Origin of the sequence: Absiella sp. AM29-15, assembly GCF_003434225.1 — a bacterium.
Classification (GTDB): Bacteria; Bacillota_I; Bacilli_A; order Erysipelotrichales; family Erysipelotrichaceae; genus Hoskinsella; species Hoskinsella hominis.
This window is the reverse complement of sequence record NZ_QVFL01000006.1, coordinates 80,783-107,226: the sequence shown is the minus strand read 5'-3', so window position 1 is coordinate 107,226 and position 26,444 is coordinate 80,783. Positions and strand designations below refer to the sequence as shown.

General features: G+C 36.0%; 18 protein-coding genes. 13 read left to right on the top strand and 5 right to left on the bottom strand.

Going from position 1 to position 26,444, the window contains the following annotated elements:
* Positions 1-472 precede the first annotated feature (472 nt).
* Genes DW761_RS07915 through purF form a run of 3 tightly spaced genes read left to right on the top strand, consistent with a single transcriptional unit; the run spans position 473 to position 3,696 of the window.
* A complete protein-coding gene (locus tag DW761_RS07915; protein ID WP_117517352.1) occupies positions 473-1,684 on the top strand; it encodes a glutamine synthetase family protein in 1,212 nt (403 codons plus the stop codon).
* A 31-nt stretch (positions 1,685-1,715) separates the two neighbouring features.
* Complete coding sequence (locus DW761_RS07910) at positions 1,716-2,288, top strand: ANTAR domain-containing response regulator (protein WP_117517350.1); 573 nt, start codon at positions 1,716-1,718, stop codon at positions 2,286-2,288.
* A gap of 4 nt (positions 2,289-2,292) precedes the next feature.
* Positions 2,293-3,696: an amidophosphoribosyltransferase gene (gene purF / locus DW761_RS07905; protein ID WP_117453530.1), complete on the top strand. Its 1,404-nt coding sequence runs from the start codon at positions 2,293-2,295 to the stop codon at positions 3,694-3,696.
* Positions 3,697-3,760: 64 nt separating this feature from the next.
* On the opposite strand, the gene DW761_RS07900 is transcribed toward purF, so the two are convergent.
* Complete coding sequence (locus DW761_RS07900; protein ID WP_117453531.1) at positions 3,761-5,848, bottom strand: glutamine synthetase III; 2,088 nt, start codon at positions 5,846-5,848, stop codon at positions 3,761-3,763.
* Between the two features lie 160 nt (positions 5,849-6,008).
* Positions 6,009-7,016, bottom strand: a complete 1,008-nt coding sequence (gene asnA, locus DW761_RS07895; protein ID WP_117517349.1) for an aspartate--ammonia ligase — start codon at positions 7,014-7,016, stop codon at positions 6,009-6,011.
* A 296-nt stretch (positions 7,017-7,312) separates the two neighbouring features.
* On the opposite strand from asnA, the gene dapF reads away from it, so the two are divergent.
* Genes dapF through gltB form a run of 3 tightly spaced genes read left to right on the top strand, consistent with a single transcriptional unit; the run spans position 7,313 to position 13,857 of the window.
* Positions 7,313-8,170, top strand: a complete 858-nt coding sequence (dapF, locus tag DW761_RS07890; protein ID WP_199485612.1) for a diaminopimelate epimerase — start codon at positions 7,313-7,315, stop codon at positions 8,168-8,170.
* The gene (locus DW761_RS07885) at positions 8,167-9,348 is read left to right on the top strand and encodes an LL-diaminopimelate aminotransferase (RefSeq protein WP_117517347.1); all 1,182 of its coding nucleotides are present in this window, start codon (positions 8,167-8,169) and stop codon (positions 9,346-9,348) included. The genes dapF and DW761_RS07885 overlap by 4 nt, the downstream gene beginning before the upstream one ends.
* 18 nt (positions 9,349-9,366) lie before the next feature.
* Positions 9,367-13,857, top strand: coding sequence for a glutamate synthase large subunit (gltB, locus tag DW761_RS07880; RefSeq protein ID WP_117517345.1), 4,491 nt, complete (start codon positions 9,367-9,369; stop codon positions 13,855-13,857).
* Between the two features lie 195 nt (positions 13,858-14,052).
* On the opposite strand, the gene DW761_RS07875 is transcribed toward gltB, so the two are convergent.
* Genes DW761_RS07875 through DW761_RS07865 form a run of 3 tightly spaced genes read right to left on the bottom strand, consistent with a single transcriptional unit; the run spans position 14,053 to position 17,605 of the window.
* Positions 14,053-15,945: a PTS fructose transporter subunit IIABC gene (locus tag DW761_RS07875; protein WP_117517343.1), complete on the bottom strand. Its 1,893-nt coding sequence runs from the start codon at positions 15,943-15,945 to the stop codon at positions 14,053-14,055.
* On the bottom strand, positions 15,942-16,862 hold the full coding sequence (gene pfkB / locus DW761_RS07870; RefSeq protein WP_117453536.1) for a 1-phosphofructokinase: 921 nt from the start codon (positions 16,860-16,862) through the stop codon (positions 15,942-15,944). Before pfkB ends, DW761_RS07875 begins: the two co-directional genes overlap by 4 nt.
* Positions 16,859-17,605 (bottom strand): DeoR/GlpR family DNA-binding transcription regulator, encoded by a 747-nt coding sequence (locus tag DW761_RS07865; RefSeq protein WP_199483584.1) that lies wholly within the window; start codon positions 17,603-17,605, stop codon positions 16,859-16,861. The genes pfkB and DW761_RS07865 overlap by 4 nt, the downstream gene beginning before the upstream one ends.
* Positions 17,606-18,066: 461 nt before the next feature.
* On the opposite strand from DW761_RS07865, the gene DW761_RS07860 reads away from it, so the two are divergent.
* From DW761_RS07860 to DW761_RS07830, 7 genes are read left to right on the top strand one after another with little or no spacing between them, the layout of a single operon-like run.
* Positions 18,067-18,921 carry a hypothetical protein gene (locus tag DW761_RS07860; protein WP_117517341.1) on the top strand — a complete coding sequence of 285 codons (855 nt, stop codon included), beginning with the start codon at positions 18,067-18,069 and terminating at the stop codon, positions 18,919-18,921.
* Complete coding sequence (locus DW761_RS07855; protein WP_199485611.1) at positions 18,918-19,613, top strand: polyphosphate polymerase domain-containing protein; 696 nt, start codon at positions 18,918-18,920, stop codon at positions 19,611-19,613. The genes DW761_RS07860 and DW761_RS07855 overlap by 4 nt, the downstream gene beginning before the upstream one ends.
* 12 nt (positions 19,614-19,625) lie before the next feature.
* Positions 19,626-20,303, top strand: coding sequence for a DUF4956 domain-containing protein (locus DW761_RS07850; protein WP_117453539.1), 678 nt, complete (start codon positions 19,626-19,628; stop codon positions 20,301-20,303).
* A 5-nt stretch (positions 20,304-20,308) separates the two neighbouring features.
* Positions 20,309-21,778, top strand: a complete 1,470-nt coding sequence (locus DW761_RS07845) for a CotH kinase family protein (RefSeq protein ID WP_117453540.1) — start codon at positions 20,309-20,311, stop codon at positions 21,776-21,778.
* A gap of 10 nt (positions 21,779-21,788) precedes the next feature.
* Positions 21,789-23,894: a hypothetical protein gene (locus tag DW761_RS07840; protein ID WP_117453541.1), complete on the top strand. Its 2,106-nt coding sequence runs from the start codon at positions 21,789-21,791 to the stop codon at positions 23,892-23,894.
* A complete protein-coding gene (locus DW761_RS07835; protein WP_117453542.1) occupies positions 23,891-24,976 on the top strand; it encodes a hypothetical protein in 1,086 nt (361 codons plus the stop codon). The genes DW761_RS07840 and DW761_RS07835 overlap by 4 nt, the downstream gene beginning before the upstream one ends.
* Entirely contained in the window at positions 24,976-26,367 is a 1,392-nt protein-coding gene (locus DW761_RS07830) for a glycosyltransferase family 2 protein (protein WP_117453543.1), read from the top strand. The genes DW761_RS07835 and DW761_RS07830 overlap by 1 nt, the downstream gene beginning before the upstream one ends.
* Positions 26,368-26,444: the final 77 nt, after the last annotated feature.

The following is a 26,444-nucleotide window of genomic DNA, read 5'->3' as shown; positions in this document are numbered from 1 at the left end:
TCTGGAGTTTATTTGGAGTTTAAAACCCCAAAAAATTCTAAAATGTTATATAGTATAGGTAAAGTCACTATTTAGAATAATCGCCTATTTATCAACTATTTTTAAGATGGGTGAAAGTAAGTAAAATACACCGATAATTGGTGTCGAATAGTATAGTACACAATACAATTAAGTATTTAATAAAAGCCTGAATAGTTCAGGCTTTTTGTATTATTAGGAGAATATTATCAACGTTTGAAACGAATATGTTTGATTTCTCTTCTTTCGCATCATGTGTTGCATTCGTTCAGATAAAGCTGTAAATAGGAAAATAGTTTGGTCATAGGATTGTAAAAAAGTAGTAAAAAAAATTTGACACAGAAAGCATAATTCTGTAAAATTAGTGTATCGAACAAAGGCGTTCAAAAGAGGAAACATAAAGTGTTTTCGTATTTCTTTGACGCCTTTTTTTCGTAAAAAAGGAGAAATGCTTATGGTTACTACAGAAAACGATATGATGGATTTTATTGAAGAATATGATGTGAAATTCATTCGACTGGCTTTTTTTGATTTACTTGGAAGGCAAAAAAATATTTCCATTATGCCTAATGAATTGTCTAGGGCATTAACAACAGGTATGAGTTTTGACGCATCTGCGATTGATGGATTTAAGAGTATTGCGGATTCAGATTTATTTTTGGTTCCTGATATTTCTACTCTGGCAATTTTGCCATGGCGACCTCAAAGCGGCAGAGTGGTACGCATGTATTGCGATATCCGTTATTTAAATGGTGAAGCATTTGAATTAGATTGTCGTAAGATTTTATATCGTACATTAAGCAAATACCAGGAATCAGGTTATGAATTCATGGCGGGTACAGAATGCGAATTTTATTTGTTTTTACGGGACGATGATGGAAATCCTACAAAAGTACCTTATGATCACGCTGGATATTGTGATATCGCACCTTTGGATAAAGGTGAAAATGTGCGTCGAGAAATCTGTCTAGAGCTTGAAGAAATGGATATCATCCCTGAAAGCAGTCATCATGAACATGGACCTGGGCAAAATGAAATTGACTTTAAATTTGATGAAATTATGAGTGCCTGTGATAATCTGATGACATTTAAGAACGTCGTAGATGTTGTTGCATTACAAAATGGTTTAAAGGCGGATTTTTCACCAAAACCAATGGCAGGGGCTGCGGGGAATGGATTACACCTTAATCTTTCCTTATATCAAAACGGAGAAAATTTATTCGTAGTTTCTGAAGATACATTGCATGCATTTATCGCTGGTATTTTATATCATATACGAGAAATTACAGCCTTTTTAAATCCTATGGAGGAATCTTATGATCGTCTTGGAAAAGATAAGGCACCCAAATATATTGCATACAGCAGGAATAACCGATCTGCTTTAATACGTATTCCAGCAGCTGATCAGCATCATACCAGAATCGAACTACGTTCGCCTGATCCTATGTGTAATCCTTATCTGGCTTTTACACTTTTGGTGGAAGCAGGTATGGATGGAATTAAACAACACATGCATGTAGAGGAAGCCAAAGGCGATATATTTGAACATCATGAATTGTTGCAACAGCTGCCAAATACATTAGCGGACGCAAAGAAAATTACAAGAGAGAGCTCCTTTGTCAAAAATATTCTACCACAAGATATCATCGACTGGTATTGTCGCTAGACATATGCTATGAAAAAGGGGTGATAGAAAAATGATACGGATACTGATTGTTTCCAATAGTAATAAACTAAGTGATTATTTACGCAAGTTTTTATCAATTGAAGAAGATGTAAGTATGACTTTTTGTACAAATGCTTCTAAAGCACGTCGTCTTTTTCTGGAAAATTCATACGACTTGATTATCATTAATTATCCCCTGTTAGACGAAAAAGGATACGCTTTATGTTTTGATATAAGTGAAAAAAGTGATGCAAGTATATTGGCGTTGATACAAAATAGTGAGATTGAACTTATTCAAGGACGTATGGAAAAGGCTGGTATTATGGCCATTCCTAAGCCTGTACATCCCACTGCTTTGTATCAGGTATTGAAATTTGCGATATTGACACATCGAAAACTGGAAAAGATACGTAAGGATAATGGAAAATTAAATCATCGTATAGAAGAAATTAAAACCATTAACCGGGCAAAGTGCCTATTAATGGAGAATGGGAAGATGAGTGAACAGGATGCCCATCGTTTTCTTGAAAAGAAGGCAATGGACACACAACAGACAAGATTACAGATTGCAAATGCTGTCATACGAAGATATCATAGGAGATGAGAAAATGGAAGAATGGAATGAAGATGTACTGCATGAGGAATGTGGCGTTTTTGGAGTATATAAGGATAAAGATGCGGCATTTCTTACATATTATGGCTTACATGCGTTACAGCATCGTGGACAGGAAGGCGCAGGAATCGTAACAAGTGATGGCATGCATATGAAAATAAGAAAACGTCGTGGATTGGTGAGTGAAGTATTTCATGAAGAACATTTAAAAGATCTACAGGGAATTCATGCAATTGGCCATGTACGTTATGCGACAGCAGGTGGCAGTGAGCTGGAAAATGTTCAGCCTTTGTATGCAAAGCTGTTGAAGGATGGATTTGCGGTCTGTCATAATGGACAAATCATTAATGCGCACAATTTAAGAAAAAAACTGGAAGCAGAAGGTAGTATTTTTCAGGGCAGCAGCGACAGTGAAATTATTCTGCATCTGATACAAAAAGCAAATGGTACGTTTTTAGAGAAGATTAAGGAGGCGTTTTCCCAGATCGAAGGTGCATTTGCGGTATTGGTATTAACAAAAGACAGCCTTTATGCAATCCGTGATGCAAAAGGACTACGCCCTTTGTCATTTGCCTCATTGAATGAAGGTGTCTGTGTCAGCTCAGAAACATGTGCATTTCAAGTGACGAATGCGGATTATATTGATGATGTAGCACCTGGTGAAATTATTGGATTTACACCAAAAGGCATGATTCGTACACATTATACAACGGCTTGTGATCACCATATGTGTGCAATGGAATATGTTTATTTTTCAAGACCAGATAGTGAACTGGATGGTATCAACGTACATAATGCCAGAAAGCGATCTGGTATGATTATGGCAAAACGTGATAAAGATATCCAGGCGGATATCGTTGTTGGGGTTCCTGATTCTTCTACTTCTGCTGCTATTGGATATGCAGAGCAAAGCCGTATACCTTTTGAACTTGGATTGATCAAGAATCGTTATGTAGGGAGAACATTTATCAAGCCAACCCAGGAACAAAGAGAACGTGGTGTCAAGATGAAGTTATCCGCTGTACGTTCGATTGTAGCTGATAAAAATATTGTTTTAATTGATGATAGTATCGTTCGTGGGACTACCAGTAAACGAATCATACAATTACTGAAAGAGGCAGGTGCTCATCAGGTACATGTTAGAATCGCAAGTCCACCTATCTGTTTTCCATGTATATATGGTGTGGATACATCGTCTTATGAAGAATTGATATCGGCGCGCATGAATGTAGATGAATTATGTGCGTATTTAGGTGCTGATTCTCTTCGCTTTTTGGATATTCATGATATGAAGGAAGCGTTTCATACCGAGAAATTATGTTGCGCATGTTTTAATGGGGCATATGTGACAGATTTATATGATTATCAATCTATTATAGAAAGAAAACCAAAAAAGTAAAAACACATCATTACGATGTGTTTTATTTAAATATTAAGGGAAGTTTATGTGTAATTCTTGATAACTAAAAGCTGTATAATAAGTCGCCATAAGTTGGGAATGGCCAGTAAGATTTAGCACAAATACGCTCTAATGCATCCGCACCTTCTCGAAGGACAGCCATGGCTGGCAGGATGACATCCCGATTATAATTGGCGATTTCCTGATTTGATGTAAGCTCATCACGATGTGCAATTGCTTCATCCAATGCAGTATACCCATGATATAAATCTTTTATATAACTGCTTAATTGTTTTATAATCGCTTCTTCACTGCTTGTGTCTATATCTTTTGAAACCATACGTTTTTGAAGGACCTCATCGGATAAATCTTTACTGTATTTTAAAACAGCTGGTAAAATCTGAGTTTTCGCAATTCTAGACATTGTTAAGGATTCAATACGGATGACCTGATTGTAATTAGATAATCCGATTTCATAACGGGCTGCCACTTCGACTCGTGTATAGACTTTGTGTTTTTCAAATAATCGCAAGTTTTTTTCATCAATATAATGAGGCAGGGCATCTGCTGTTGTCTTCAAATTTAATAATCCACGCTTTTCAGCTTCTTTGACCCATGCATCTGTGTATCCATCTCCATTGAAAATGATGCGTTTATGTTGATGGATGGTCTGTTTGATCAACGCATGCAAGGCAGTTTGAAAATCTTCTGCTTGTTCAAGTTGATCGGCAAACTGACAAAGTTCTTCTGCGACAGCTGTATTTAATATGACATTGGTACAGGCAATGTCTTTATTGCTTCCTAACATACGGAATTCAAATTTATTGCCTGTAAAGGCGAAAGATGATGTACGATTACGATCAGTGGTATCCTGCTTGAATTCTGGCAGGGTATGAATACCGATTTTCATAACAGCTTTATCTTTATCACGATAAGGAACACCTTGTTCAATAGAAGATAAAATATTGCTTAATTCATCACCTAAGAAGATGGAAATGATTGCAGGTGGTGCTTCGTTGGCACCTAAACGATGATCATTTCCAGCACTGGATACAGAGATCCTTAACAAATCCTGATATTCATCAACCGCTTTGATCACAGCGCACAAAAATAATAGGAACTGAGCATTTTTACTAGGTGTATGACCAGGTGCCAGCAGGTTTTCTCCTGTATCGCTCGCAATAGACCAGTTGTTGTGTTTTCCACTGCCATTCACGCCTTCAAATGGTTTTTCATGTAGTAAGCAGACCAGATCATGACGATAGGCTGTTTTTTTCAATATCTCCATCGTCAGCTGGTTATGATCACTTGCGACATTGACTAATGTAAAGATTGGCGCAAGTTCATGCTGGGATGGTGCTACTTCGTTGTGTTGTGTTTTCGCCAAAATACCTAATTTCCATAATTGTTCATTTAGATCATCCATAAATTCTTTTACTTTTGGTTTAATGACACCAAAGTAATGATCATCTAATTCCTGTGTCTTTGCCGGTTTGTTGCCAAATAATGTTCTACCAGTATAAACCAGATCTTTTCGTTTAAAGAACAGATCTTTTTCAATTAAGAAATATTCCTGTTCAGGACCTACCGTAGTAATTACACGATGAACCTGATTGCCAAATAGTTTTAATACCCTTCTGGCAGCGTGATCAATCACTTCCTGGCTTCTCAATAACGGAGTTTTCTTATCTAAAGATTCTCCATTATAGGAACAGAAAATCGTAGGGATACATAATACATTATCCTTGATAAAGGCATAACTTGTTGGATCCCACGCAGTGTATCCTCTTGCTTCAAATGTTGCACGTAACCCTCCACTTGGAAAGCTGGAGGCATCGGGTTCACCCTGAATCAGTTCTTTACCACTGAATTCCATAATAATTTTATCATTGCCTTCCGGTGTAATAAAGGCTTCATGTTTCTCTGCTGTGACACCTGTCATTGGCTGAAACCAGTGTGTATAGTGTGTTGCGCCTTTTTCAATTGCCCAGTCTTTCATGGCATTCGCAATGACATTTGCGCTTTCTTCATCTAATGTCTTATCTTCATATAAACATTGATGATAAGCTTTGTATGTAGCTTTTGGCAGCTTTTCTTTCATCACGGTATCATTAAATACCATAGAACTGAATAATTCACTGATGTTATTCATACAATTCCTCCTTGTTTCTTAACAAATGAAAAAGGTGCTGATAGGAGTTTGTTTCCATATCAGCACCTTTGCCGTTTGTATGGTAATAGAATATGCTGATTTAGATAGATTGTCAAGTATAAAATGAAATATTTTCTGAAATAAATGTAAAAAATGTGAGTTATAGTAAGGGAATGTTTGCCTCTTTACAGCCTTTTATTGTTTGATCATCCCATAAAGATACCTGTACTTCACCAATATGTGCTTTTTCTAACAGAAGCATACAGATACGGGATTGCCCAATACCACCACCTATGGTACTAGGTAATACATCCTCTAATAAGAGCGTATGGAATGGAAGTGCCATTCGTTCTTCACAACCTGCTTTTTTTAACTGTTCCATTAATGCTGTTTTGTCTACACGAATGCCCATAGAGGATACCTCAAATGCTTGTTGGAGTGTTTCATTCCAAAATAAAATATCTCCATTTAATTTCCAGTCATCATAATCAGGAGCTCTGCCATCATGTTTATTGCCTGATGCTAATACATCACCAATTTGCATAATAAAAGCAGTTTTATGCTTTTTCAAATAGGCATCTTCTCGTTGTTTTGGCGTTAAGCTTGGATACATATCCTCTAGCTGCTGGCTTGTTATAAAGCTTACATCTTTGCTTAGAGTCGTTGTTAATGTAGGATATAAAGTTTTCATCGCTGTTTGTGTATCACAGATAACTGCAACTATTTTCTTTACATATTCTTTTAATGTTTCTATATTCCTGTCTTTTGAATCAATGATTTGTTCCCAATCCCATTGATCAACATAGATGGAATGAAGATTGTCCATAACTTCATCTCTTCTGATTGCATTCATATCGGTATACAGACCTTCACCTACGCTAAACCCATATTGATATAATGCCATACGTTTCCATTTCGCAAGAGAATGTACAATCTGTCCTGTGGATGTATCTTCTTTGATATCAAAGGATACTGGACGTTCGACACCATTTAAGTCATCGTTGATGCCTGTATCCGGAGATACAATCAAAGGGGCAGAAACACGTTTTAAATGTAATGCATCCTGTAACCCTTTCTCAAATGTATGCCTTAAAATACCAATGGCTGTTTGTGTATCATAAAGGGTCAGTTTTGGTTGATATGCTTTAGGTACAATTAATTCACTCATGTGTATAAACACTCCTTTCAATAAAAAAACAAAGGCGCTGATGGAATTTGATCCAACAGCACCTTTGCTTTACGAGAGTGATTATTGCATAGGGAAGTACTTTTGTCAAGAAAAGTTTTAAGAAAAATGAAAGAAAAAAATAAATTTGCATTTTCTTTCATGATTTTCAAAAAACTATTGACGTTTCGATATTCTTATTGTAAAGTAATGTGCGAACAAAGACGTTCAATATTAGATACTTATGCTTATGGTATCTTTTGTTGGGCGTCTTTTTTCTGTGAGAGGAGAATAGAAGAATGCAAAAAGAAATGCTTCATTTTATAAAAATGCATGGGTGTGGAAATGATTATATCTACCTTCCATGTTTTGATCAAAAGCTTACAAACATAGATAAATTAGCATATCAATTGTCAGATCGCCATAAAGGTATTGGCGGGGATGGCATTGTATGTATAGAGAAAAGTGATGTCGCTGATGCCCGCATGCGCATGTTTAATGCAGATGGCAGTGAAGGGGCTATGTGTGGCAATGCGATTCGCTGTGTAGGAAAATATGTATATGAACATCATATATGTGATAAACAAGATATCACAATAGAAACCAAGAGTGGAATCAAAAAGCTTCATCTTCACATTCAGGATCAGCAGGTCACATCTGTTACTGTAGAAATGGGAAAGCCTTGTTTTGAGGCAGAAAAGATCCCAGTAATTTCCACAAAAAAAATCATATTGGATGAGCCGATGAAAATTCAAAATGAAACGTATACCGTCAGTTGTGTATCCATGGGAAATCCACATGCCATCATATTTATGCATCAGGATATTCATGATCTTCCGCTAAAGAAAATTGGACCTTTTTTTGAATATCATACCAGTTTTCCCAATCGTATCAATACAGAGTTTGTACAGATCATAGATGATCATACAATATGTATGCGTGTCTGGGAAAGAGGAAGTGGTGAAACACAAGCATGTGGAACGGGAGCATGTGCAGTTGTTGCGGCAGCAGTGCGTACCCATCGTTTAGAGAAAAATAAAGAAATCGAAGTCCGTTTAACAGGAGGCAGGCTATATATCACAGATACAAGTGAAGGTATGCTGATGAGAGGCGATTGTGTAGAAGTATTTGAAGGAAAAATGGAGGTAACTGTATGAATATCAATGAAAATTTTCTAACATTACAAAAAAATTATCTTTTTTCTGAGGTACAAAAGCGTAAAGAAGCGTATTTAAAAAAACATCCTGATGTGGATGTGATTTCTTTGGGAATAGGAGATGTTACCCTACCTTTAGCCCCCGTAGTAATTGAAGCAATGCACCACGGGGTTGATGATATGGCAGATAAAAAAAGCTTTCATGGATATGGCGAAGAACAGGGATATCTATTTTTGCGTGATGCAATACGCAAGTATTATGAAAAAAAGAATGTAACATTGGATAATGCAGAAATCTTTATCAGCGATGGAGCAAAGAGCGACTTAGGAAATATGCTGGATATCTTTTCCATTGATAATACCATCATCATTCCAGATCCCGTTTATCCAGTATACGTTGATACAAACCAAATGGCAGGCAGGAAAATTATCTTTATTCATGGAACAAAAGAAAATGGCTTTTTGCCTATGCCACAGGAGGATCTAAATGGGGACATTGTTTATTTGTGTTCACCAAATAATCCAACCGGTGCGGCATATAACAGAAACCAGTTACAGGCATGGGTTGATTGGGCGAATGATCATTCGGCGATTATTTTCTATGATGCCGCATATGAAGCATTCTTAACGCAGGCATATCCTTCCAGTATTTATGAAATTGAAGGTGCGAAGCAATGTGCAATCGAATTTTGTTCACTATCAAAGACGGCTGGTTTTACCGGTGTACGATGTGGGTATACGATTGTCCCTTTAGCCTTAGAAAAAGATCATGTGTTATTACATGATTTATGGCTTCGTCGTCAGTCAACGAAATTCAATGGTGTTTCTTATATTGTACAACGTGGAGCACAGGCTGTTTTCACACCAGTTGGCCAACAACAGATACAAGAAGCCATTACGTATTATTTAGAAAATACAGAAATGATAACCAAGACATTAAAAGATTTAGGAATATGGCATACAGGTGGAAAGATATCGCCATATATCTGGATGGCGTGTCCAAAAGGATTTACGTCATGGGAATTCTTTGATTATTTATTAGATAAATGTCAAATTGTTGGGACACCGGGCGTTGGCTTCGGTAAACAGGGAGAAGGCTATTTTCGTTTAAGTGCATTCCAGGATCATGACAAAGTATATGAAGCGATGTTAAGAATGATTGCACATCTGGGGTTTTGATAGAAAGGTGGATATGGAATGAAAGAAGGAAAACAAATGAAAACACAAGGCTTATATGAGCCTTCTTTAGAACATGATAATTGTGGCATTGGTGCCATTATTCAAATGAAAGGCATAAAAAGTCATCAAGTGGTGGAAGATGCCTTAACCATTGTGGAGCACTTAGAACATCGTGCAGGAAAAGATGCCAGTGGACAAGTGGGAGATGGTGTAGGAATCTTACTTCAGATTCCACACGGTTTTTTTCAGAAAGTATTTGATGCGACATGCACAGAAAGATATGGCGTGGGGATGTTCTTCTTGCCAAATGATGCAGGGGAATGTAAAAAAGCACAAGAAGAATTTGCCTGTATACTAGAAAACGAAGGGCTTCATTTATTAGGATGGCGTAAAGTTCCTGTACATGATGAAATCTTACATGAAAAAGCCAGGGCAGCTATGCCGAATATCTATCAGGCATTTATCAAAAGGGAAGATTATTTTAAAACAGATATGGATTTTGATCGTAAGCTATATGTGATTCGGCGCATCTTTGAAAAAAGCAGTCCAAACACATATATTTGCTCTTTGTCATGTCGTACCATTGTATATAAAGGAATGTTTCTGGTAGGACAGTTACGTGAATTTTATCAGGATTTTCATGATTCAGATTTTATATCTGCCATTGCTTTGGTACACTCTCGTTTTTCTACAAATACATTTCCTAGCTGGCAGCGTGCACATCCCAATCGTATGATCGTACATAATGGAGAAATCAATACCATACGTGGCAATGTGAATAAAATGATGAGTCGGGAAGAAACAATGGCATCCCATTACTTTCAAAAGGATATGAATCATATTTTACCAATCGTGGATAAACATGGTTCAGATTCTGCTATGTTAGATAACACAATAGAATTTCTAGTAATGGCGGGTATTCCACTTCCTGAAGCTGTTTTGTTGTGTATCCCAGAGCCATGGGAGAATGATACGCAGTTATCAGAAGAGATGCGTGCGTATTTCCAATATAATGCATGCCGTATGGAGCCATGGGATGGACCTGCAAGTATTTTGTTTAGTGATGGTGAAGTTGCAGGAGCAATTCTTGATCGTAACGGGTTAAGACCAAGTCGCTACTATATTACAAAAGATGATACGCTAATATTAAGCAGTGAAGTTGGAGTGTTAGATATTCCAATTGAAGATATTGTAGAAAAAAATCGTTTACGTCCTGGCAAGATGCTGCTGGTTGATACAAAAAAAGGGATTTTGATTAGAGATGAAGAAATCAAACAACAATATGCAAAACGTCATCCTTATGCCGCATGGATTAAAGAACATGTGATTGCTTTAAAAGATATAGCAGTACCAAAACTGCCGGAAAATACAATGGATACTACGCAACTACAAAAATTACAGAAGTTTTTTGATTATTCTTTTGAAGATATCATGAAGTATATACTGCCATTTGCGAAAACAGGCAGTGAACCTGTAATCGCCATGGGAAATGATACACCGTTAGCAGTGTTATCTCCCCAGCATCATCTGTTGTTTGATTATTTTAAGCAACGCTTTGCACAGGTGACCAATCCTGCAATGGATGCCATCCGTGAGGAAATCGTCACAAGTACTTGTGTATATCTTGGGAAAGAAGGAAACCTGTTAGAAGAGCTGCCACAAAATATCCATCTTTTGAAAATCAATCATCCAATTCTGACAAAGAGTGATATAATCAAAATCAAGCAAATGCATCAGGTTGGATTTCAGGTATGCGTATTACCAATCACTTATCATAAAAACATTTCTTTAAAGACTGCCATAGAAGAATTGTTTATGAAAGCCGATAAGGCAATTAAAGATAACAATAACATTTTGATTTTAAGTGATCGTGGCGTTGATGAAAATCATATCGCTATGCCCAGTCTACTTGCAACATCTGCAATGCAGCAGCATTTGATCAAAACCAAGAAAAGAATGCAGGTAGCAATGATTTTAGAGAGTGCAGAGCCAAGGGAAGTTCATCATTTTGCGACTTTATTAGGATATGGAGCAAGTGCAATTTATCCATATCTTGTGCATGACACTATTGAAGAGCTTGTAAATAAAGGTATCTTGAAAAAAGATTGTCATCAGGCAATTGAAGATTATCATCAGGGGATTTTACATGGTGTGGTAAAGGTAGCAAGTAAAATGGGAATATCAACGATACAATCTTATCAGGGCGCACAAGTATTTGAAGCTATTGGTATCAATCAGCAAGTGATTGATGAATATTTTACGGATACAATTTCAAGAATCGGTGGTATTACATTAAAAGAGATTGAACAGGAGGTGCAAAGACGCCATACACAGGTATTTGATACATCCTTATCCTCAGATGAAAGTCTAAATACTTGTGGTATGCAAAAATCTTCCACAGATAAACAACAACACCTATATAATCCTGTGACCATCCAGATGTTACAGGAAGCCACAAAAACCAATGATTATAATAAATTTAAAAGTTTTACAAAAATGATTGATGAAGAATTAAAACCAACCAATATCAGAGGATTATGGACCTTTGATTATACGAAACGAAAACCAGTTTCCATTGATGAAGTAGAACCGGTAGAAACAATCGTTCAACGATTTAAGACAGGCGCAATGTCTTATGGCTCTATCTCAAAAGAAGCCCATGTCACATTGGCCATCGCAATGAACAGGCTGCATGGAAAAAGCAATACTGGGGAAGGGGGAGAAGATGAAGAACGATTTACCATAAAAGATGGTGTAAATACATGTTCAGCAATAAAGCAGATAGCAAGTGGACGCTTTGGTGTGACCAGTGCTTATTTAAATCATGCCACAGAGATTCAAATTAAAATTGCACAAGGCGCAAAACCAGGAGAAGGAGGCCAGCTGCCTGCTAAAAAAGTATATCCTTGGATCGCGAAAACCAGACATTCTACACCAGGGGTACAATTGATCTCTCCACCACCTCATCACGATATATATTCTATTGAAGATTTAGCACAGTTGATTTACGATTTAAAATGTGTGAATAAAGATGCAAGGATTTCTGTCAAACTCGTATCAGAAACAGGTGTTGGTACGATAGCAGCTGGTGTAGCAAAGGCGGGGGCAGATGTCATCTTGATCAGTGGGCATGATGGAGGAACTGGCGCAGCGTTAAAAAATTCAGTTTATCATGCAGGAATGCCATGGGAATTAGGGCTATCTGAAGTTCATCAGGTATTACAAATGAATGAACTGCGTCATCAGGTGGTTTTAGAAACTGATGGAAAGCTGATGACTGGAAAAGATGTGATTATGGCAGCTTTACTTGGCGCAGAAGAATTTGGGTTTGCGACAGGACCTCTTGTGGCGATGGGATGTAAGATGATGCGTGTTTGTAATCTGGATACCTGTCCATTTGGCATAGCAACTCAAAATCCAAAATTAAGAAAACGGTTTACAGGAAAGCCAGAATATGTAGAAAACTTTATGAAATTTATCGCACAGGAAATGCGTGAATATATGGCAGCACTTGGCTTTACAAGCGTTGAAGAAATGATTGGACATAAAGAAGTCATTAAAGAAATTGATGCTCCACATATCCATTTAGATTTTCACGCAATCTTAAATCATGATGATGCCAATATTCCTCAAGTAGAAAAATGCAGACTTGATGTATCCCATATCAAAGATGAAACACAGATTTGGCCTCAAATGCAGCCATATTTTGAACAAAAACAGACTCATGAAATACAGATAGATGTCAATAATGAGGATCGTAGTTTTGGAGCTATGTTTGGTTCACGCATCACAAAAGCATTTGGCAATACATTAGCAGAAGATACTTTTATCATTCATGCGAAAGGTTCAGGAGGACAAAGTTTTGGCGCATTTATTCCAAAAGGGTTGACCATTGCTCTTACAGGAGATGCGAATGATTACTTTGGCAAAGGTTTATCTGGAGGAAAATTAATCGTATCTGTAGATAAAAAAGCAACCTTTGAAGCTGATCAAAACATCATTATCGGAAATGTCGCATGCTATGGCGCAACAAGTGGAAAAGTTTATATAAATGGAATCGCAGGAGAACGTTTCTGTGTTAGAAATTCTGGCGCTACAGTGGTTGTGGAAGGTGTAGGAGATCATGCGTTAGAATATATGACTGGTGGATGTGTTGTAATCCTTGGTACCTTTGGAAAAAATATTGGTGCTGGAATGAGTGGAGGCGTTGCCTATATTCTGGATGAACAAGACAAACTGAATACATGTCTATATCAGGATCATATGGAAGTAGAACCAATTTCTGCTAGTGATCAGACAAAGTTAAAAAGTATGTTGATGGAGCATGTTGCCGCAACTGATTCAAAAAAAGCACAAAATATTTTAGCGAATTGGGATGTTTATTTGCCTATGTTCAAAAAAATCATTCCAAGTGAATATCATAAGATGATATCTCAAATAGAAGCATATCAAAAAAGTGGTATGAGTAAAGAAAACGCAGAATATGAAGCATTCTTAAATCTTCTATGAAGTTAAAAAAGTGGAATTTACAATAGATAATTAACTATTGAATTCCATTTTTTTCATGGTTCTGCTTTTCCATGATGAAAAAGCCAAAATGTTTCTATTTTGCTACATGCATGTTTGAAGCGTGTACATATACGTTGAATTCCACAATAACATAGTAAAAGATGACCTATCGAATGATAAGCCATCTTTTTTAGTTTATGAATTGTTTTTCAAAGGTTTCTTCAATACGCTTAATACCAACATACCTGCAATAGAACCAATGATTAGTGCTGCAAGATATCCAAATGGATTGGAAATCACGCCGATGACGAAGATACCACCATGAGGCGCCATCAATGTACAGCCAAACGCCATAGATAAAGCACCAGCGATACCAGAACCAACGACACATCCAGGTATGATATGTAATGGATCAGATGCCGCAAATGGTATAGCACCTTCTGTGATGAAAGAGAAGCCCATAATCACATTTGTTAGTGTTGTTTGCTGTTCTTTTTTTGTGAAACGATTCTTAAAGAAGAATGTGGCAAGTGCAATTGCAAGAGGTGGGACCATACCACCGATCATGACAGCTGCCATAATATCATAATTGCCACTTGTGATAGATGCAGTGCCGAATACATAGGCTGCCTTGTTGATAGGGCCACCCATATCTACGGCCATCATAGCACCAAGAAGTGTTCCTAATAAAATCTTACTGGAACCTCCCATAGAATTTAAGAAATCTGTCAGGCCATTGTTGATAGCTGCTACAGGTGGATTAATAATAAATGCCATAAGCACTGCCATCAAAAGAATTCCGAAGAAAGGATATAATAATACAGGTTTTAAGCCTTCAAACGCATCTGGTAAATGATCAAATAGTTTGCGTAAGCCATGGACAAGATAACCAGCTGCAAACCCAGCTACTAAGGCACCTAGAAAACCAGAATTGCCAGCACTGGCAAGTGCACCACCTACAAATCCTACCGCAAGTCCTGGACGATCTGCAATACTCATCGCAATATAACCAGATAGTACTGGAAGCATAAAGTTAAATGCTGTATCACCAGCCGTTTTGAAGAATGCCGCAAGTTCTGTGTTTTTACCAAAATTACTTGGATCGATTGTATAATCATCAAACAGGAAGGCAAGTGCAATCAGAATACCACCACCAATAACAAATGGCAGCATATGGGATACACCATTCATTAAATGCTTATATATCTGGCGGCCAACACTTTCTCCACTTTCATCACTCTGTGCTGTAACTGCATGATCACTGTGGTAAATCGGAGCATTGCCTGAGAGTGCCTGATTGATTAATTCTTCTGCTTTATTGATACCATCGGCAACTTTTACCTGAATGACTGGTTTTCCATTAAAACGAGCCATTTCAATATTTTTATCAGCTGCGACAATAATGGCTTCACATTCTTCAATTTCTTTTGCACTAGGTGCATTCTTTGTGCCTCCACTGCCATCTGTTTCTACTTTTATTGTGATTCCCATTTCTTTAGCTTTTTCTTCTAACGCCTCCGCTGCCATATAGGTATGAGCAATTCCTGTAGGACATGCCGTAACTGCTAATAAGCGATAGGTACCGGTAAAAGTTTTAGAAGCTTCTGCTTTTTGATCTTCTTTTGCGTGTTGTTCTGTTTCCTTTTGATTGATCAATGCTAAGAATTCTTCTTTTGATGCTGCATTGATCAAGCTGTCTTTAAACTGTGTATCCATTAACATGGTAGATAACATTGCAAGGATTTCAAGATGCTCATTTCCACCAGTTTGAGGAACGGCAATCATAAAGAACAATTTAGCCGGCTGTCCATCAAGGGATGCATAATCTACACCATCTTTTACTACCATGGCACTTAATCCACAAGCTGTAACAGCTTCATTCTGGGCATGTGGAATTGCAATGCCTTCACCAATCCCCGTGGTGCTTAATGCTTCTCTTGCATATATCCCCTTTTTATATGTTTCCTTATCTGTCAGATTTTTTTGATTGTCCATCAAATCAATTAAGTGTGTGATGGCTTCATCTTTGTCTGATACTTTGGCGTTTACATCGACGGATACATCTTTTAATAGGTCCTGAATTTTCATAAAATTTCCTCACTTTCAATTTGTTGATACATTTCTTTGATTTTATCCAATGAGGCAAGGTCTTTACTGAAAGCTGTTGCACTTCCACAGGCACTGCCCAGACGTAATGCTTCTTTATAAGAATGATGCTTTAGATATCCGGCAATAAAACCAGCCACCATACTGTCACCACTGCCAACACTATTGATCAAAGTGCCCAGAGGTGCGCCACATTTGTATATATGTTGATCTTCACTTATCAATAGGGCACCATCTTTTCCTAAAGATACTAATACGTTACAAGCTCCTTGATTTTGTAATTTTTTTGCGTATGTAATAAGGGTTGTTTGATCATGTATCTCTATACCGAAGAGTTCTTCCAATTCACGTTTATTTGGTTTAATCAGAAAAGGATGATAAGGCAAAACTCTTGTTAGAAGTTTATTGGTCGCATCTACTACAATTTTAATATTTTTATTTGTAAGTCTTTTCATGATTTGTTCATAGATATCATCGGGTAGGGATAAAGGGATACTGCCAGCGAGTACCAATAAATCATCACTGGTTAGTGCATCCAACTGATGAAACATTTCATCTAATTTGTCTTTTGTGATATCTGGACCACTGCCATTTATCTCTGTTTCTTGTTCACCTTTCATTTTTACATTAATGCGCGAAATGCCATGATCCAGTTCACATAATTTACATTCAAATCCACGTTTTATTAATTGTTTTTTGATTTCCTCTCCAGTAAAGCCAGCAACAAATCCTAAAGCTGTTGTTTCTAATCCTAAGCGATGTAAAATTGTTGAAACGTTAAATCCTTTACCCCCGGGATAAATATCTTCATATAAAGAACGATTAGTTTCTCCTATTTCAAAATGACTCATGTGCATGATATAATCCAAAGATGGATTCAGTGTTATTGTATAGATCATTGTTTTTCTACCTCCACAATAGTTCCTAAATGATTGATTTCAGTATTATCACAATGGGTGGTAATAATAATAGCATCATCAATATCAGCAAACGTTATAGGACAAACCATTTGAAACTTACTTTTATCACATAAAACATAACGCATTGCGCAATGATTTATAGCATGTTCTTTTATTGCAGCCTCTTCACCATCTACTGTCGTAAATCCATGCTCCACATCTACACCATTTGTCCCAAAAAAACCTTTTGTAAAATGATATTTAGATATTCCCTGAAGTGTCCTAGCACCAACACAAGCTCCTGTGATACCACGAATTTCGCCACCTATACAAATTACATGATAACCTTTTAAAGAAAGCATGTGTGCCTGCATAAGGCCATTTGTAATATAAAGAGCATCCTTTTCTTTTAAATGATTGATCAATGATAATGTTGTAGAGCCAGCATCGATATACACAACATCGTTTGCTTCAATTAATGCGGCAGCATACTTGCCAATCTGTTCTTTTTCATCCATGTGTATATTTTGACGCTCATTCAATGGGTCTTCCGTCGTATTGCTTTCTTTAGGAATTAAAGTAGCACCACCGTGTACTCTTTTTAATAAACCTTGTTCATCAAGCTCCGCTAAGTCACGGCGTATGGTAGATTCACTGGTATGACAAAGCTCCACAAGATCAACAACATTGACACTTCCTTGCTTATGTAATCGGTTTAATATAAGCTTTTGACGTTCACTCATCATTTTTATCACCTCTTGGCTATAGTATATGATTGAATGAGCAAGTTGTCAAGAAAATTTTGGCTGAATAATCAATATTTTTTATATTTATTGCTTATTTCATCAAAAAATAACATTTCAATGTGAATGAACAGTCAAATTATGGTAGGGGATAACGTGAGTATATGATGATACGGTTACTTGTTCCTAAAGAATAGATGCTACTATCATTATTGGAAAGGTTTTCTATATTATATTTCTACTCACAGATTGATGATAGAATTGAAATGTTTTGTTTGTATTTTTGTATAAAAAATTACGCATTTTTTTACATTTTATAAGATGAATATGATATTATTTACACGGTTATTTTTTATTAAACCATTTTGTTTTTATTCCTTAATCTATGAAAAAAACTAGACCATAGTGTTTTTTATAGATTTTAAATTACTATTTTGCATAAAAATGGGAGGAGGAAATAGATGCAAAAAAACTTTTTTAAAAAAATATCATGTATTTTATTTGTGGTTGGATTAAGTGCATGTAGTACCAAAGAAAGTAGTATACATGCAATACTGTCCTGGAAACAAGAGCCTTTACAATCGGCACAGGAAGTAGTTCAGCAATTATCTGATCAAAAAATTCAACGATTATATCAATATCCTAATACATGGGAAATCTCTGCTTGGGATGAATTAGGAAAACAATGTCAGAAACAAAAAATAGAATTATATGCCATGATTGGAGAACCAGAATGGGTGTTGGAAAAAAATGGAACATCACTTATGAAGATGATTGATCAGATAGATTTATTAAATCATTCCTTATCACAAGGGAAAATCACGGGCATTATGTTAGATATAGAACCATATGCATTAAAAGAATGGAATGAAGATCAGGAAGAAATCTTGGATGATTATGTTGAGCTTATGCAATATGCGTATACACATGCTCAAAAATATAATCTGCAGGTTGTCGCATGTATTCCTTATTTTTATGATTCTCTAGGCTATAAAAAGCAACTGGAAGAATTAATGCCTTATTGTGATGAAATCGCAATTATGAACTATCAGAAGCAGGATGAATGGGGGCAAATTGAAGGTGAGGTTGCCCTTGCAAGTACATATGATAAAGCAGTCAGTGTGTTATATGAACTTCAGGATGTCGGTGTGAAAGAACTTGACCAGAATCAAACTTATGCGGAAGATGGTCTTTTCGCTGTATCAAAAAGTTTTTCAGCATTACAGAAAAAATCGCATGTTTCTTTAGGTATTGGATATCATGAATATCAGTCCTATCAGAAATTACGACAGAAAGAGAGTGGGGATTCACGATGATGAATGAAGTATTGCGTCAGGAGAAAAAGTATCTGATATCATTAGATCAATATTACCGTATATCCAGACGCTTTGAAAAGATTATGATGCAGGATCCACATAATGGAGAGGATGGATATTGCATTCGTTCACTTTATTTTGATTCCATTGATGATCGTGATTTTCAAGAAAAAGAAGATGGAGTTGAAATACGCCGTAAGCTTCGGTTAAGAAACTATGGTGCTAGCGATAAAAAAGCCAAACTGGAAATGAAACAGAAGCAGGGAATCAATCAAAAAAAACGTTCTCTGATTCTAGAAGAAGCAGACGCAAAACAGCTGATTAAAGGCAATACTTCAGTATTGTTAAAAGAGGGAAGTTCATTCGCATTAGAATGTTATGCGATGATGAATCAGTATGTTTATCGCCCTGTATCCACTATTGAATATCAGCGAAAAGCATTTATCGCTAAAGAAAATAATATTCGTATTACCTTTGATCATCATATAGTAGCTTCAGAAACACAGTTTGATATATTTTCAGATATGATCCCTTTTCAGGTATTGGATCCATATCTTGTGGTATTAGAAGTGAAATATAATGGTTTTTTATTGAGCTATATCAAAGATATTTTACAGGAAGTAGATAAAACAGAAACATCAGTCAGTAAATATTGTTTAGGAAGAACAATCAGTAAACATTTTGTATTTTAGGAGGAAGAAAGAATGAAAGATGTTTTAATGCAGTTTTTGGAACAGAGTGGTACACTGAGCGTAGAAACAATCATTTATCATATCGTATCTGCGGCTTTGATCAGTATCGTGATTTATGTATCTTATTGGTATACCCATACAGGTACTGCTTATAGTAAAAAATTCAATGTTTCTTTAATGACATTAACGATTTTAACCGCAACTGTTATGACCGTTATTGGGAATAATATTGCACTTTCTTTGGGTATGGTCGGTGCTTTATCTATTGTTCGTTTTCGTACTGCTATCAAAGATTCAAGAGATACCATGTATATTTTCTGGACAATCATTGTGGGTATTTGTTGTGGTGTAGGAGATTATACTGTTGCATCTATTGGAAGTGCCGTTGTATTTATCGTATTGTTGTTGATGGGCAGGATTCGTAATGAAAACCGTATTCTTCTAATTATCCGCGGGGCATTATCTAATGAGCGCCAAATTGAAGGTATTGTATTTGAATATTTTGATAAAAAAGCATTATTACGTGTGAAAAACACAACTCCAGACAGTATCGAAATGATATATGAAATGGATCGTAAAGCTTATCAACATGCGCAATTGATGGAATTATCTATCACAGAAAAACTGTATAACTTGGAAAACATGGAATATGTAAATATTGTGACACAATCAGATGAAATCAGTGGGTAATTCATATGAAGAATAAGGTGATTTGTATCTTGGTTGTGGTAGGAGCATTATTTGTATCGTTCATGTTTACCTCACTAGATCAAAAAGCATTATTTGCACGTGTTCATCAACATCGTATGATTACAAGTGCACAACCCATGGATGATGAAGCTACCCGCTTACCTATTGTTTCTATTGATACACAGGGAAAGAAGATTCCTGGAGAGCCAGTTATTGACCAAGAGGGAAATGTGAGTGGGTACACGGTAAATGAATTGGGAGAAAAGATGAGTGAAATGGAAGTGTCCATTTATGACGATGAAACGATGATCAATCGTATAAATAACAAACCAACTCAGGTCACAAAATCGCTTGTACGTTATCGTGGACATTCTTCACGTTTGTTTTCAAAGAAAGGATATCTACTCCGTTTTGTACAAGACGATGGAGATCACGATTTGGATGTTATGGGCATGGGAAAAGAAAGTGAATGGGTATTGCATGGACCATTCTTAGATAAAACATTGATGCGTAATTATCTTTGTATGAATGTGATCGGTCAGGTAATGCCATTTACACCAGATGTACGTTTTTGCCGTTTATATGTAGATGGTAATTATCAGGGACTATATTTGATGATGGAAAGTATCCGACGTGGTGAACAGCGTGTCAATATCAAAAAGAATAGTGATGATGATTTATATATCAGTTATATTATCCGTATGGATAGTGATTCTAAAAATCAAAAAGCATTAGACACCTTTGGTTATTATACCTTTATGACACAGGATACGAATACTCGTTTTGGGGTAGTTTATCCTGGTACGAAAAATTTAAAAGATGAATGGAAAACATATATTGAGGATGATATCTCTCGATTTGAAAAAGCATTGTATTCATACGATTTTATGGATCAGCAAAATGGATATCGTGCGTATATTGATGTTGACAGCTTTGTGGATATGTATGTCTTTATGGAATTTTTTGGAATCAGTGATTTTGGCAGAAGATCAACATATCTTTATAAGGATGGAAAAGGAAAGCTGACAATGGGACCAGTATGGGATTTTAATAATGCCATGGATAATTTCTTTCTAAAGCAGCCAACGGATACGATGCAGTTTCATGATTTGTATTGGTATCGCATGCTTTTAAAAGATGAAGATTTTGTGAATAAAGTAATCCATCGCTATGAACAATTACGCAAAAATGTATTAGATGAAGCTTATTTATATTCTTATATTGATGAAGTATGTGCTTTTTTAGGAACAGAAATTGATAAAAATTTTGAAGTATGGGGATATAGTTTTGATGCATCTTTATTGCCTAAAACTGAAAAGCTTTCACCTGATGAAAGAAATGTGAAAAGCTGGGAAGAAGCGGTTGTGCAAATGAAAACATATATCCATGAACGAGGAACATGGCTGGATGAACATATTGATACATTGTATCAGTATTGTCATGATTCTAAAAATAAAGATTCATTATTAAAGTGAGGATGAGGCTATGAAAAAATATTTATGGGCAGTGTTTATCCTCGTGGCAGGCATTGTCATTTACCAATATGTACAATATCAATCAGGCTTGATTTTTCATGTATATGAAATAGATGAAATAAACTCTAATGTGATAACGAAAGATAATCAGATTTATGTCAATGGAGAGTTATTTCAAGTAAAAGGTGTGCAAATGTCAGCGTCAATGCCAAATTATCGTTTTTCTGATTATGCGGCAGATCAAGCAGATTATATGCGATGGATGAAAGATATTCATGAAATGGGTGCTAATACAATTCATGTTTCTACATTAATGGATGATGACTTTTATAATGCACTGTATGAATTTAATCAGGGTCATAAAGATCAACCGCTCTATCTGTTTCAAGGCGTGCGAGTAAGTGATTATGGAAACAATACACCATTTGATGCATATGATTCAGAATTTTATGATATCCTGAAACAGGACTTACGAAGTGCAATTGATATCGTTCATGGAAAGAAAAATATTTTATTGAATCGTGGGCGTGGGTTGGGTACCTATCGAAAAGATATATCTTCATGGGTTTTAGGATATCAAATTGGTGATTCTTGGAATAATAACACAGTTGCATATACCAATCATAATCATAATACTACACAATTTTCTGGTACTTATGTAAAAACAGATAAAGATGCTAATGCATTTGAGGCGCTGTTAGCGTCTTTGATGGATGATGGATTACGGTATGAAGGTGAAAAATATGGCAGACAATCTTTGATTAGTTTTATTAATGATCCAGGTAATGACCCATTCGCATATGATGGATTTTATGCTGGACAGTTATCTAAAACAGTTCAAATTGATGTTTCACATATTCTGCCAACAGATGCTTTGAAGTCTGGTATTATTGCGTCTTATCATATGTTTGAAGTTCCAAGTGATTTCATGACATATTTTTCTGAAGATACAAAGAAAACATTAAAGAATGAAATTTCACAGATGAATCCATCCCATTACCTGAATGGTTATGTGGATTTATTAAATGCTTATTATGATGTACCAGTATTAATTAGTAATTATGGATTTTCCAGTGCCCGTGGAAGTGATACAAAAGAATCACTAGATGAAAAGGCACAGGGAAAGGCATTAATGGAAACCTATGATGATTTTATGGAAAGTGGCTGTGCTGGCGCAATCATTCATCATTGGCAGGATGAATGGGGCAATCGTACATGGAATACCAATTATGCAGTCAATGTGGATGAATCAATTTATTGGGATGATATTCAATCTATGAATCATGGATATGGATTACTGGCATTTGATCCTGGAAAAGAAAAACGTAAGGTATATATCGATGGCATTCATGAAGAATGGGAGGAAGATGATGTTGTTTATATCAACGATGGATTAAAATTATCTATGAAGCAGGATGAACAAGGAATCTATTTCTTTATTCATGGCAACCAAGATAAATTATCTGATCATTTAATACTTCCAATAGATATTACTTCAGAAAGCGGTAGTAGAATATGGAAGGATCATGAAACAACATTTGAAAGACCTGCGGATTTTATTTTAGAACTAGAAGGTATAAAGGCGCAGATGCTTGTACAGAGCCGCTATGAGTCACTTCGTGAAAATTTTTTGAGTATGATCGATGGGGAAGATCCATTTATTTATCCTCCTAAAAAAGATGATTCAGCATTTGTGGCAATCAATATGATTCAAAAGAAAATGAAAATACGAGAAAATGTGACGAATTCTAAACCAGTATATTCAGAAGTAAAAGAAACAGGAAAACTAATATATGGAAATGGCAACCCAGAATCTAAGGACTATTATTCTTTAAGTGACTTTATGATTGGAAAAGATGGTATAGAAATTCGTATACCTTGGCAATTGCTAAATTTTTCTAATCCTGCCAATCTGGAAATTCATCAAGACTATTATGAGCATTATGGTGTAGAAACGAAAACAATATCTAAGCTATATGTTGGGCTAGGGACCATCAATGATAAACAAATTCCAATGCAAGATGTCACATTAAAACGATGGAACAAAGCAGAAACGCATGAGCGAAAGAAACAATCTTATGATATTGTAAAAGAAGCATGGAGGAAACAGCCATGATCGGATGGAATATTACAACCCTGATTGGTGTATATATATTCATTTGTCTTTCTTTGATTTTGTATCATATCGCATATGCAGTTTTTGATTGGCTTATGAGCAAGAAGCAGCGTTTTGATACGGATAATTATGCAAGGCAAATGTATTTTCAGCTAATGCAGTTATATCTAGGCGGAGAAATTGATGAGCTGCATGCGGCAATGATGCAGCGCAATCTGAAGAAAAATCAGTATTTAATTGCATTTCATGATGCCTGTATCCGATTTAAAAAAGAGCCTTTGTTAAATACTTATTTGTATAAAATGATTCCTATGTTTAAGGAATTATCCATTGAATATTTAAAACATAATGAAATGGAACAGGCATATTTCTGCTGGGTAATTGCTGATTTATATGAGGATATTAATAAAGAAACATTACGACTTGCGAAGATGCTGCTGCCTTATTTGGATGGCTCTACAATCTATTGTCGTGAAAATACTTTATCAGCACTTTATCGTTTAGGTGATATCATGGGAATAGAAGCAGCATTTTCCATTATCAGTGAACAGCGGGAATTTCACCATGGAAAACTAATCAGTGATGGATTATTGAAGTTTCAGGGAAATCATGAAGAACTGGCAAGACGCTTATGGCAGCATTATGATGATTGGAAACCGGAAATGATGGCAGCAATCATTGATTATATTCGCTATGTTTCTCCTAATTTTGGAGATGAATTTTATCCTGTATTAAAAGACAGTTCTTCAAATCTTGAGGTACGTCTGGCAATACTTCGTTATTATCGAAAATATGTTCATTTGGGTGCATATCCAGTGATTTTAGAATGTGCAAAGGGTACTTATGAAATTGAGTGCTGTATCGTCGCATGTACAACTTTGGATATATATCAATCCTTAGAAACAAAAACTGTGTTAAAGAAAGCATTATCCAGTTCTAACTGGTATGTTAGGAAGAATGCCGCAGCAAGTTTATTAAAAATGGCAAATCAAATAGATATAGAGGAAATCTTACAAGGGAATGATCCTTACGCAAAGGATATGCTGTTTTATACCATGCAGGAAAAGGATGGTGGTATCTGATGATCGCAATCCAACATTTCTTAGATGCTGTTGGTGTATTTTATATCTTGTATATGATTGGATATGCATCTTATCTGTTTTTATCTGTATTGATTGGCGGTACTAGATTATATCGTAAAAATCGTATGAGCAAGATACGAAATGAAGTTAAACATAAATATTATCTACCTGTATCTATCCTGGTTCCTGCATATAATGAGGAAGTGACAATTGTTTCTTCTATAAAATCATTGTTGGAACTGGATTATCGATTATATGAAATCATTGTGGTTGATGATGGTTCTACAGATCATACTTCAGAAGAATTGATCCAGGCCTATGATTTAAGGCAGGTGGATCGGCCGATTCATAAAAGGCTGTCTTGTGCACCTGTAAAAGCGGTATATGAAAAGCATATTGGAAATATAAAACTAACATTGATCAAAAAAGAAAACGGCGGTAAAGGCGATGCTTTAAATATGGGTATCAATGCTAGTGAATTTCCGTATTTTGTTTGTATGGATGCGGACAGTATGCTGCAAAAGGATTCCTTAGAGAAAATTATGCAGCCGGTACTGGAACAGGAGGATGTCATTGCAGTCGCGGGGCTTATTAGAATTGCACAATGTGTAAAGATGGAACAGGGACGTGTTAAAGATTATCACATGCCTTGGAATATCATTTTAAGTATGCAGGTTGTAGAATACGACCGGTCCTTTCTTGCATCACGTATTTTGATGAATGAGTATAATGGTAATCTGATTATTTCTGGAGCTTTTGGCTTATTTAAGAAAGATATCGTAATTGCTGCTGGAGGATATGATCATGATACTTTAGGTGAAGATATGGAATTAGCTGTGAAATTACATGTGTTTTGTAGGAATAATCAGCTTTCTTATAAAATGTGTTATGAATCCAATGCAATCTGCTGGTCACAGGCACCGCATAACTTAAGAGATGTAGGCAAACAAAGGCGACGCTGGCATTTAGGGCTTTTTCAATGTATGTTAAAATACCGAGCAATGTTTGTAAATCTGCGCTTTGGCTTTGTCAGTCTGATTTCTTATATGTATTATTTGTTTTATGAGCTGTTATCACCAGTGATTGAAGTTTTTGGTATATTTACGATACTTTTAGCTTCTTATACAGGATTGATCAACGTCAAATTTATGATATTTTTCTTCCTGTTATATGCATTTTATGGAAGTATTTTAACGTTGACAGCGTTTCTACAACGTATTTATACCAGTCATATGCATCTGCACTTTACAGATCTTATAAAAGCAATAATAGCATGTATTTTTGAGGCAATATTCTTTCGCTTTTATCTATCATTTGTTAGAATCTTCTCTTTTATATCTTATCGTAAACGTAAGCGGCAATGGGGAAGTATCAAAAGAACAAGTCAGTAAATAACGATAAGGACTTATTACAAATCTATTGTAATGGGTTCTTTTTCATATCAGGATCAAACAAAAAGGATTGTTTG

What these genes read in the sequence shown, in the direction of transcription:
- DW761_RS07915 (WP_117517352.1), top strand. Translation starts at nt 473, where the DNA reads ATGGTTACTACAGAAAACGATATGATGGATTTTATTGAAGAATATGAT.
- DW761_RS07910 (WP_117517350.1), top strand. Translation starts at nt 1,716, where the DNA reads ATGATACGGATACTGATTGTTTCCAATAGTAATAAACTAAGTGATTAT.
- purF (WP_117453530.1), top strand. Translation starts at nt 2,293, where the DNA reads ATGGAAGAATGGAATGAAGATGTACTGCATGAGGAATGTGGCGTTTTT.
- DW761_RS07900 (WP_117453531.1), bottom strand. Translation starts at nt 5,848, where the DNA reads ATGAATAACATCAGTGAATTATTCAGTTCTATGGTATTTAATGATACC.
- asnA (WP_117517349.1), bottom strand. Translation starts at nt 7,016, where the DNA reads ATGAGTGAATTAATTGTACCTAAAGCATATCAACCAAAACTGACCCTT.
- dapF (WP_199485612.1), top strand. Translation starts at nt 7,313, where the DNA reads ATGCAAAAAGAAATGCTTCATTTTATAAAAATGCATGGGTGTGGAAAT.
- DW761_RS07885 (WP_117517347.1), top strand. Translation starts at nt 8,167, where the DNA reads ATGAATATCAATGAAAATTTTCTAACATTACAAAAAAATTATCTTTTT.
- gltB (WP_117517345.1), top strand. Translation starts at nt 9,367, where the DNA reads ATGAAAGAAGGAAAACAAATGAAAACACAAGGCTTATATGAGCCTTCT.
- DW761_RS07875 (WP_117517343.1), bottom strand. Translation starts at nt 15,945, where the DNA reads ATGAAAATTCAGGACCTATTAAAAGATGTATCCGTCGATGTAAACGCC.
- pfkB (WP_117453536.1), bottom strand. Translation starts at nt 16,862, where the DNA reads ATGATCTATACAATAACACTGAATCCATCTTTGGATTATATCATGCAC.
- DW761_RS07865 (WP_199483584.1), bottom strand. Translation starts at nt 17,605, where the DNA reads ATGAGTGAACGTCAAAAGCTTATATTAAACCGATTACATAAGCAAGGA.
- DW761_RS07860 (WP_117517341.1), top strand. Translation starts at nt 18,067, where the DNA reads ATGCAAAAAAACTTTTTTAAAAAAATATCATGTATTTTATTTGTGGTT.
- DW761_RS07855 (WP_199485611.1), top strand. Translation starts at nt 18,918, where the DNA reads ATGATGAATGAAGTATTGCGTCAGGAGAAAAAGTATCTGATATCATTA.
- DW761_RS07850 (WP_117453539.1), top strand. Translation starts at nt 19,626, where the DNA reads ATGAAAGATGTTTTAATGCAGTTTTTGGAACAGAGTGGTACACTGAGC.
- DW761_RS07845 (WP_117453540.1), top strand. Translation starts at nt 20,309, where the DNA reads ATGAAGAATAAGGTGATTTGTATCTTGGTTGTGGTAGGAGCATTATTT.
- DW761_RS07840 (WP_117453541.1), top strand. Translation starts at nt 21,789, where the DNA reads ATGAAAAAATATTTATGGGCAGTGTTTATCCTCGTGGCAGGCATTGTC.
- DW761_RS07835 (WP_117453542.1), top strand. Translation starts at nt 23,891, where the DNA reads ATGATCGGATGGAATATTACAACCCTGATTGGTGTATATATATTCATT.
- DW761_RS07830 (WP_117453543.1), top strand. Translation starts at nt 24,976, where the DNA reads ATGATCGCAATCCAACATTTCTTAGATGCTGTTGGTGTATTTTATATC.